7 protein-coding genes are annotated in these 7,872 nt (G+C 63.1%); all 7 read right to left on the reverse strand.

The features are described 5' to 3' along the window. Window positions 1-120 precede the first annotated feature (120 nt). A complete protein-coding gene (locus BQ8482_RS30285; RefSeq protein WP_077382481.1) occupies window positions 121-366 on the reverse strand; it encodes a MoaD/ThiS family protein in 246 nt (81 codons plus the stop codon). Then, a complete protein-coding gene (locus BQ8482_RS30290) occupies window positions 366-2,630 on the reverse strand; it encodes a xanthine dehydrogenase family protein molybdopterin-binding subunit (RefSeq protein ID WP_123150948.1) in 2,265 nt (754 codons plus the stop codon). Before BQ8482_RS30290 ends, BQ8482_RS30285 begins: the two co-directional genes overlap by 1 nt. A gap of 2 nt (window positions 2,631-2,632) precedes the next feature. Continuing rightward, on the reverse strand, window positions 2,633-3,109 hold the full coding sequence (locus BQ8482_RS30295) for a (2Fe-2S)-binding protein (RefSeq protein ID WP_123150949.1): 477 nt from the start codon (window positions 3,107-3,109) through the stop codon (window positions 2,633-2,635). Further along, complete coding sequence (locus BQ8482_RS30300; RefSeq protein ID WP_123150950.1) at window positions 3,109-3,969, reverse strand: FAD binding domain-containing protein; 861 nt, start codon at window positions 3,967-3,969, stop codon at window positions 3,109-3,111. The genes BQ8482_RS30295 and BQ8482_RS30300 overlap by 1 nt, the downstream gene beginning before the upstream one ends. 308 nt (window positions 3,970-4,277) lie before the next feature. Then, window positions 4,278-5,219, reverse strand: a complete 942-nt coding sequence (locus BQ8482_RS30305; RefSeq protein ID WP_123150951.1) for a CbtB-domain containing protein — start codon at window positions 5,217-5,219, stop codon at window positions 4,278-4,280. A 409-nt stretch (window positions 5,220-5,628) separates the two neighbouring features. Then, a complete protein-coding gene (locus BQ8482_RS30310) occupies window positions 5,629-7,347 on the reverse strand; it encodes an adenylate/guanylate cyclase domain-containing protein (RefSeq protein ID WP_123150952.1) in 1,719 nt (572 codons plus the stop codon). Between the two features lie 407 nt (window positions 7,348-7,754). Then, a partial coding sequence (locus BQ8482_RS30315) for a nuclear transport factor 2 family protein (RefSeq protein WP_165848775.1) occupies window positions 7,755-7,872 on the reverse strand: 118 nt, incomplete at its 5' end.

A 7,872-nucleotide genomic window follows, 5' to 3' on the forward strand; every position in this document is an offset into this window, starting at 1 on the left:
CGTAACCAAGAGGTAGATTTCTGAACAGCGCGTCCGCTTTCGGTTGCCTCTGCCCTCGGGCGGAACGACCGAGATGCTGCGCAAAGCTGCCATTCTATATACCGCGCGTCCGCGCCCCACTCACCCCCCCGCCAGCCGCGGCAGCAGAAAAATCTCCGCCCCCTGCGGCAATTCCTTCGACCACGTATCCCGATAAATCGTGCCATCGATCGCCACGGCGATGCCGCGGTCGATGTAGGGCTCGAAGCCGGGATACTGCTCAGCCAGCTTCCTGAACAGCTCCCGAATATCCTTCGCCTCGATCTCGACCTTGCTCTTGCCTCCGGCGATTGCGCCGAGCGACCCCCAGAGCGTTACTTCGACCATCAGCCTCCCCGTTCCGCCTCGATCGCCGCGAGAATCCGCGGCGGCGACATCGGGATATGCGTCATCCGCACGCCCGCGGCGTTCGACACCGCATTGGCGATCGCCGCCAGCGGCGGCACGATCGAGGTCTCGCCGACGCCACGCACCCCATAAGGATGGTTGGGATTGGGGATCTCGAGGATCTGCGTGTCGATCATCGGCAGGTCCGAGCAGACCGGGATGCGGTAGTCGAGGAAGCCGGGGTTCTGCAGCCGCCCGTCCTTGCCGTAGATGTACTCTTCGTTGAGCGCCCAGCCGATGCCTTGCGCCGCACCCCCCTGGTACTGCCCCTCGACATAGGTCGGGTGCACCGCCTTGCCGGCGTCCTGGACGACTGTGTAACGCAGGACCCTGGTGGCGCCGGTCTCGGGATCGACCTCGATATCGCAGATATGGGTGGCGAAGGACACGCCGGCGCCGTCGGCGACGAGCTCGCTGTGGCCGGCGATCGGTCCGCCCGTCTTGCCGGACGCGGCCGCGATCTCCTTCAGCGACAGCGCTGCAAGGTTGCCGTACTTCTCGCCTTTGGCGATAGCGTGGCCCTTTTCCCAGACCACGTCGTCGACGGGAATGTCCCACATCTGCGCGGCGCGCTCCCGCAGGATCTTGACGGCGTTGCGGGCGGCCGAGATCGTCGCCATGGAGGAGGAGAAGGTGCCGCGGCTGCCGTCCGTCATGTCGTTGTAGCCGAGGCTGGAGGTGTCAGCCACCACCGCCTTGACCTGCTCATAGGCGATGCCGAGTTCCTCCGCCGCCACCAGCGACAGCGAGGCGCGGGAACCACCCACATCGACCGTGCCGACGGCAAGCGAGACCGAGCCGTCCATGCCGATGTTGAGGTCGGTGCAGGTCTGGCCGCCGAAGTTGAACCAGAAGCCGCAAGCCATGCCGCGGCCTTGGTTCTTGCCCAGCGGCGCCTTCATGTGCGGATGGTTCTTCGCCGCTTCCAGCGTCGGGCCGATGCCGATCGGGCCATATACCGGGCCGTAGGACGATCTGGTGCCTTCCTGGGCGGCGTTCCTGATGCGGAACTCGACCGGATCCATGCCGATCTCCTTGGCCAGCTCGTCGACGGCACTTTCCACCGCAAACGCCGCCATCGGCGCCGATGGCGCGCGATAGGCCGCGGTCTTCGGCCGGTTGACCAGCACTTCGTAGCCAACCGTCTTGACGTTCTCGAGCCTGTAGCAGGCAAACGCGGTCATGGCGCCGATCTCGGCCCACATGCCGGCATAGGGGCCGCAGGAGTAGCGTAGCGTCGCCTCGGCCGCGGTGATCGTGCCGTCCTTGCGGGCGCCGATCCTGACGTCGATCGAGGTGGCGCTGGTCGGCCCCGAGGCGCGGAACACCTCGTCGCGCGTCATGACCAGCTTGACCGGCCGGCCGGCCTTGCGCGACAGCGCCAGCGCCACCGGCTCGGCCCAGACATGGGTCTTGCCGCCGAAACCGCCACCGATCTCCGAGGAGGTGACGCGAAGCTTGGAGGCCTCCATCCCAAGCAGTTGGGCGCAGTGCTGGCGGTAGACGAAATGGCCCTGCGTGCAGACCCAGAGGTCGGCGGTGCCGTCCGAGCTGACGTTGGCCACGCAGGCATGCGGCTCGATATAGCCCTGATGCGTCTGCTCGGTCTTGAAGGAGCGTTCGACGACGTAATCGGCCTGTCCAAAACCCTGATGAACGTCGCCATGGCCGTACTGAGTGCGCTTGGTGACATTGGACGGCTTGGCGGGCTTTTCCTCGAGGCCCTCGGTGAAGATGGCGTCGTTGAGCACGGGCGCCGAGTGCTTCATCGCCTCGTCGACATCGGTCACATGCGGCAGCACTTCGTAGTCGACCTCGATCAACTTCAGCGCCTGCCTGGCAGTGCGGGCGTCGACCGCGGCGACCGCAGCCACCGCATGGCCGTCATAGAGCGCTTTCTTGCGCGCCATGCAGTTGTCGAGGATGTCGTACATGGCGGAATCGCCATCGGTGAGGTCGGGCAGGTCGGCGGCGGTGATCACTGCCTTCACGCCGGGGAGTTTCTCCGCCTTCGAGGTGTCGATCTTCCTGATCGTGGCGTGGGCGTGCGGGCTTCTCAGAACACGCCCGACCAGCTGGCCGGCCATGTTGAAGTCCGCGCCGTAGCGCGCGCGGCCCGTCACCTTGTCGACGCCGTCGGGACGGATGGGGCGGGTGCCGACCGAGGTGAAATTGCGCCCCGCGAAACGTGGATCGAAATTCATCGTCATGCTCCCTTCATCACGTTTGCCGCGTCCTGGACGGCGCGCACGATCTTGTCATAGCCGGTGCAGCGGCAGAGGTTCCCGGCGAGGCCGAAGCGGATTTCCTCCTCGGTCGGGTCGGGGTTCTTGGCCAAAAGGTCCTTCGTGGCGATCAGGAAGCCCGGCGTGCAGATGCCGCATTGCAGCGCTGCGTGCTCAAGGAACTTCTGCTGCAGCGGATGCAGCGTGTCGCCATGCGCCATGCCTTCGACGGTCTCGACGCGCCGGCCTTCAGCCTCCGCGCCAAGCACCAGGCACGAACACACCAGCCGGTCGTCGAGGATGATGCTGCAGGCGCCGCAGTCGCCGGTGCCGCAGCCTTCCTTGGCGCCGGTCAGCCCGAGGCGGTCGCGCAGCACATCGAGCAGCGTCTCGTCCGGTTGGCAAAGGTACTCGAAATTGTCGCCATTGATTGTCGTTGAGACTGCTACACCGGCCATCATTTGCCTCCTGCACGTGTATAGGCGGTCATGGCGGCCCGCCTGGCCAGCACACCCGCAACTTTCCTTCTGAATTCGATGGTGCCGCGCTTGTCGTCGATGGGCCGGCAGGCCCCCGAGCAGACCTTGGCGAGCCGCTCAAGTGCGGCTTCGTCCAGCTTCCTGCCGATGAGGGCTTCGGCGGCCTCCTCGACCAGCAGCACCGTCGCGGCCACGGCGCCCAGCGCCACGCGGGCCGCTTTGACGACACCCGCCTCATCGAGCGTCAGGTTCACGCCAGCGCTGACAACGGCGATGTCCATCTCCGTGCGTGGAATGAACCGCAGATAGGCATCGCCGGAGCGCGGCGCGCGCCTGTCGAGCAGGATCGCCTCGATGATCTCGCCCTTGGCGAGCGACGTCTTGCCCGGCCCGGTCGGCACTGCCTCTACCGCGACGGTGCGCCTGCCTCCTGGCCCGGCTATCAATGCCCTGGCGCCGGCGGCCACCAGCGCCGGCACGCTGTCGGCGGCCGGCGAGGCGTTGCAAAGATTGCCGACGATGGTGCAGCGTCCCTGCACCTGTTTCGAGCCGATCAGCTTGGCCGCTTCGACGACGCCCGGCCATTCCCTCTTCAAGGCCGCGCTCTCCCCCATCAAGGCGCAGGAGACCGCCGCACCGATGCTGAAGCCCTCCGCCGTTTCCCTGATTTCGCTGAGCCCATCGATCGCCTTGATGTCGACAATCAGGTCGGGCTCGATAAAGCCGCCTTTCATTCTCACCAGGAGGTCGCTGCCTCCGGCGAGAATGGCGGCCGTGCCAGACGAGCCGGCCAACTGGCCAACGGCATCTTCCATTGAAAGCGGACGTATGTAGCGCATCGTCTCCCCTTGATCATCGCAATTCTGTCGGCCTGTTATAGAGCCTTGGATCGGAATGGTCATCCGGTTCTGCATCAGCAGCGATTAGGCCAGGCGCCGCAAAACCGAGTCCCAAATCTACCCGAACTGGCGTGCGCCCGTGTCGGGACACTCTTGCAGTTCCGTCCGGATCAACCACTTTCTCGTTCCCGATCGACGAGACGAATGACAAAATTCCACCCCCATATCGACCATCGGCGGTAGCCAGCTGACGGAGTCTGAGCCCTAGAGCCGCAGGGCGGCGGGCCTTTTGCCGGCGCATTCTCGACTCAGGGCGCCGGGCTGAACTGGAGCAATTTGAAGCAATCGCCGCTTCCCGACTTCAACCGCGTCAGGAAGCGTTTCGATCGGTCGATCCATTCCTGGTGCGACCTGGCATCGGCTTCGATCTCGTTGGCCGGTCGAAGGTTGACGAAGCTGCGCCCTTGGCTGAAAAGCCAGCACGCACGGCCGAGAAGTCTCCTGCTGCGCTGGCGCAAGAGGTCAGCATCATAAAAGATGTCGAGCACCTCCTGCTTGATCTTTGCCTCCTTTTCAGGATTTGCGATCGCAACCGCGATCGAGTCTCCGCCGATTGCATCCTGCAGGTCCTTGTAGTCGAGAGCGAGCTGAGTGGTGGCATATTTGATCTCGCTCTCATCCCGGACGATGTTGAACCACAGCGCGGGATCGAGTTCGTTGACGACGAACGATGCTTCGAAATCGCGCGATAGGTTCAGGATCTCGAACCCTTGAACCTCGACATCGCGCTCAACCAAAAGGATCTCGGCGACCTGCTTGCCGAGTTCCGCCCCGTGCGCGCTGATCGCGGCATTCGTTCCACCGAGTTCCGGGCTGATGTAGGGCCCGCCATCATCCAGCAGCGCATCGAATTCGCCAAGGTATTCGACGGCGGCGGCGCCGCGAGCAATGCGCGCGGCCAGTTTGGCGAGAACCAGCTGGAGCTCCGTTTCGCGTTTGCGCTGGTCCTGATAATTCTGCTGAAAAAAGAAGATGAACAGGGAAACGCCAATTCCGATCAGGATCACGCCGAGCTGGGAAAAGATGTTGCGATAATATTCCAGCAGCTTTTCACGATGGCGTATGTCGTGGCGCACATTGTGCGCCACACGAGCATTGACGATCAGCGAAAGGATCAGAAGCCCGGCACCGACAAGGATGAGGCCGCCGATGAGGAAATAGCTTTGGCCTGAGAAAGTGCTGAAATCCATGCGTTTGCCAGCTTGGTGAAGCCCGAGACCGCGCAGACTAATACCATTCCGCTTCAACACCTACATCTTCGTAGGAGGCGTCAACGACCGGAAATGACCCTGATCGGACCTTTCGGGACCTATTTTCCCTCCAGAAACCCGACATTCGGTCCAGCCAGCGCTCATGACCGAAAGACGACTGACGTCTACCGCGAGGTGGACGGCAGCTTTGCGCCTAATGTCGGCCGTTGAGGTGATCTTTGCTGTTGCCCGATAGCAGACGTTGCCGGCGACCACCCTGGACATCGTAGTCGCGTCATGAGCGGCCATTCCCTTTTCGATCGCAAACGACCGGAGTCGACCCGTTGCAGACTTCGACAGTGTGTGTGCTGAACGGGTTGTCGTTAGCGGCAGACCGTCGCCACCGATCTTATGGCGGCAAACCTGCTTCCCTTAGCAAGCGGCCAAGCTCCCGAGCCTTCTCAGGATCGCGGTAACACTCGCGGCTGGTGAAGTTGGAGGCCGTTAGAGCTGCCTCGCTGCCGACAGCTTCCCTGACCATCCGGCCGGCTTCGTCGGATCGATCGAGCGCCACGAGCGCGGCCGCCCGATAGAGGCGCGATCGAGTGGTCTGAAACGTGAGTTTGCGGAGGGATTCAATAGCCTCGGCATAGCGGCCCAGCGCATAAAGAGCCACACCCCGTTCCTCGACGCACCACACAGGAAGGAACGGGTCGAGCATCTCGGCTTCGTCGAGCAAGGACAATGAATGCTCTGCTTCGCCCACACAGGTAAAGACCGCGGCGCATCTTGCCTTGATGTAGGCATCCGTCGGGTTCAATTCCATTGCTCTGCGGCTGTGCGCCAGGGCCTCGTCGAAGTTGCCACCCATAAGTTCAAACGCGCCCATGATCCGGTTTGCCTCGGCATCGCAGGGGTCAAGCTCGAGCGCGCGGCAAATGTCCCGTCGACCTTGCTCGGGGTCGAAACCCGGCAGCCCCGACGCTGCGCAGACCCTCCACGCATAGGCGGCCGCGTAGTGCGGATCGGCCTCGATCGCCTTTGAAAGCCAGCCGACGGCCTGGCGAGCATTGTCGTCGGTGACGCCGCCTAGGCGGTGATGATCGAGCCCGCGCAAGAGGCAGTCGAAGGCGGTCATGTTTTCTGGCGGCTTTCGGCGCGCCGCCACCATGGCTGCGTCCTCCATCCGTCCTGATACCGTCGCGGCGATCCTCGCGACGATTCCATCAACCAAAGCGAGAATTTCCTCGAACGGACGCTGGATCTTGTCGCTCCAGACCACCGTCCCCTGGTCGGTTTCCGACAGCGTGAGGCTGATCGAAACCCGCTCTCCGATCTTGCGCAGCTGTCCCTCAAGCACATATCGAACGCCCAGAGCCTCGCCGACCCTCACCGGATCCGGGTGGGAGTCCGCAACCGCGAAGCTCGCACTCCGCGAACTGACCGAAAGACGCCGAAATCGCCCCAGTTCGACAATAAGCTCCTCGGTGAGGCCCTCAGCGAGATAGCGCTGGTTCTCGTCGTCGCCCGACACCCGGAAAGGGAGCACCGCGACCGATGCCGGCCGCCGTTCCGTCGTGATGACCAGTTGCGTCGGCGCCGACTGCAGCCGATGCGCTCCGATCTCGCCGCGGACCCGATAGAGGTGCACCGATTCCGTAATGTTCTTGAACGCCCGCTCGCCCATATCGTCGAATATGAACGCAGAATTGCGGCGGACATGATCGAAGAGCGCACCGCTCACATAGATCGAGTCTGGTTCGGCTGCCGCCTGTATGCGCGCCGCGAGGTTGACGCCGTCTCCGACCAGATCATCGCCCTGCACCACGACATCCGCGATATGGAGACCAAACCGCATCCTGAAAGGTTCGGTGTCGGGCTCTTGCGCGCCTGCAAGCGCGCTGCGGATCTCGAATGCACTGCGCACGGCGTTTACGGCGCTCGGAAATTCGGCGAGGGTCCCGTCACCCGTCGTCTTGAAAACCCGGCCGTCGAGCAGATCGACCTTTTCCGAAATGAGGGCCTGACAGCTAGCCAAGCGTTCCGCGGTTTGCTCCTCGGCTCGCTCCATCATTCCGGAATAGCCGACGATATCGCCTACCATCAGGGCGGCCATTCTGCGCTTCATGGGCGAAGCTCCTTCAGGGGGCGACCAATCGTCGGTATCATCACCCCTCTGGGAGTGTAGCGCATTGCAAAGCCGGCCGCATCGGGAAACGCGCCCTGCGAACGTCTCAAGGAGATCGCCAAACCTTTAAACGCTGAGACGATGGGCGTTTGTGTGAAGCCCGGGTTCGCACCCTTTCGCGACCTTCAGGCGGAACGAGGCGATGACCGGAATGGGTCAGTTTACGTCGATGCACACAGCCCGACTGAAGGTCCGCTTCTGACATTCCGAGCCTCTAAGCCGCAAGTCCGCCAACGGCCCAAGGCTGACTTGACTGTCAGCAACGCGCCGCCAAATCGACCGTTCACCTACGAACCCTTGCCGCGTGAAAGCCGACATCCCTGTTGAGGACGTTAGGCGTACCGGAACTACGGCAAGAGATCCGTCACAGCGCGCCCACTTCCGTCCATTGCCATAGGGAAGCTGGCATGTTCGTGGATGATTTTCCAAGAACCGGCGACGCGCCTTAGCACGATGGTTCGCCGG

Origin of the sequence: Mesorhizobium delmotii, assembly GCF_900149755.1 — a bacterium.
GTDB classification, from domain to species: domain Bacteria; phylum Pseudomonadota; class Alphaproteobacteria; order Rhizobiales; family Rhizobiaceae; genus Mesorhizobium; species Mesorhizobium delmotii.

Coding starts and splice junctions, on each gene's coding strand:
- BQ8482_RS30285 (WP_077382481.1), bottom strand. CDS start 366: ATGGTCGAAGTAACGCTCTGGGGGTCGCTCGGCGCAATCGCCGGAGGC.
- BQ8482_RS30290 (WP_123150948.1), bottom strand. CDS start 2,630: ATGAATTTCGATCCACGTTTCGCGGGGCGCAATTTCACCTCGGTCGGC.
- BQ8482_RS30295 (WP_123150949.1), bottom strand. CDS start 3,109: ATGGCCGGTGTAGCAGTCTCAACGACAATCAATGGCGACAATTTCGAG.
- BQ8482_RS30300 (WP_123150950.1), bottom strand. CDS start 3,969: ATGCGCTACATACGTCCGCTTTCAATGGAAGATGCCGTTGGCCAGTTG.
- BQ8482_RS30305 (WP_123150951.1), bottom strand. CDS start 5,219: ATGGATTTCAGCACTTTCTCAGGCCAAAGCTATTTCCTCATCGGCGGC.
- BQ8482_RS30310 (WP_123150952.1), bottom strand. CDS start 7,347: ATGAAGCGCAGAATGGCCGCCCTGATGGTAGGCGATATCGTCGGCTAT.